The sequence below is a fragment of the Bradyrhizobium niftali genome (assembly GCF_004571025.1).
Lineage (GTDB): Bacteria > Pseudomonadota > Alphaproteobacteria > Rhizobiales > Xanthobacteraceae > Bradyrhizobium > Bradyrhizobium niftali.
The window spans coordinates 1-1419 of sequence record NZ_SPQT01000112.1 but is presented as its reverse complement, the minus strand read 5'-3'; the positions used below and the strand labels follow the sequence as shown (position 1 = coordinate 1419).

General features: G+C 58.9%; 1 protein-coding gene. It reads right to left on the bottom strand.

Going from position 1 to position 1419, the window contains the following annotated elements; translation table 11 throughout:
- Positions 1 to 264 precede the first annotated feature (264 nt).
- Positions 265 to 1299, bottom strand: a complete 1035-nt coding sequence (locus E4K65_RS46620; RefSeq protein WP_135179752.1) for an IS110 family RNA-guided transposase — start codon at positions 1297 to 1299, stop codon at positions 265 to 267.
- Positions 1300 to 1419: the final 120 nt, after the last annotated feature.

The window sequence follows — 1419 nt, the reverse complement described above, 5'->3', positions numbered from 1 at the left end:
ACGCCCTTCTGTAATGGGCCCGATGATGTCAAGCCTCCCGAGTGAACGTCACGCCGCCGAACTCATGCTTCTGTCCGTGGTCAACGCCTGGCCGCCACATCATGCTGTCAGAGGGAGCGGTGAGCCTATCTAGATACGCGTGGTTCGTCAGATGACGGCCACTGGGCGTGTAACGGCTTCACCGGATCCACCGTCCCGGCGACGGGACTTCGGGCACTGGGCTTCAGTTCAGCCCGGTTGCGTTCTTGATCTCCTCCACGTCTTCTATGCCGCGATCGGCCCCGCTTCGGTCCATCGGTAAGTTGTGCCGTCGACCCAGATCCGATGCAGGATCACTGCGAGCTTACGTGCCAGAGCAACTTTTGCGCGCTTCGAACCTCGCCGCTTGGCGACGTCCATCCCCCAACGCTTGAGTTTTGAGAACCGCGTGATGCGCGATAGCAGAACGTTGGCGGCCTCATACAACACCGTGCGCACTATCTCGTCTCCGGCCAGCGTGATCCCGCCCGTGACGTCCTTTTCTCCTGATTGGTATTTCTTTGGCGTGAGCCCGAATAGCGCGCCTGCTGCCTTCGATTTTACGATGCGATGAGGATCATCAATCGCCGATTTGTAGGTAACAGCCACCAGGGGACCAACGCCCGGCACTGTCATGAGCCGGCGACAAACCGCATCGTCACGCACAATTGCCAGCACGGCCTTGTGTAGCCTTCCGTACTCTGCCTTCAAGGCCGATCGCGCCGAAAGCATCGCTGTGGCAATGCGCTCCAATGTCGCCTGACCCGCAACCAACTCTCGGATCCGCGCTTCGAAATTCTTCCGCGTCACCGGGCCAACCTTCAGCCCAAAGCCACGCAAAATCCCGCGGATACTTAATTCCACATCGATAAGTCGCCCAAGAAGCTGCTTGCGCGCGACCAGTAGCGCTCGAATCTCCTGAGCCCCTATCGACTTTGCGTGCACCGCGCGGAACCATCCCATCCGGATCAACTGGGCAATCCCGCGTGCATCCTTGCGATCAGTCTTCACCGTCATCGCTGACAATGCTGCCTTCACATGCCGCGTTTCCAGCAAGACCGTCTCGAACCCTGCTCTTTGCAGCCCGGCATGCAGCCATTGCGACAGCGGCCCAGCCTCCAGCCCGATCCGCTTCACTGCAAAGCCAAGCGTCTCGAAAAATTCAACCAAGGCGTTGGGTTCGCTCGTGACCTTCGCTTCCTTCAGGATTTTACCTTGGGCATCCACAACGCATACGCTCGACAGTTCCAATGACACGTCAATTCCGGCATAGTTCTCCACGGCTGTCCTCCGTCTCCAGATGCTTGGGGCCGACTCAAGTCGTGACCCCGTTTCATCATCTATCGGGGGACAGCCACCATCATCACCCCTTGCTCGGAGCCGGGCCCATTACCGCATCTA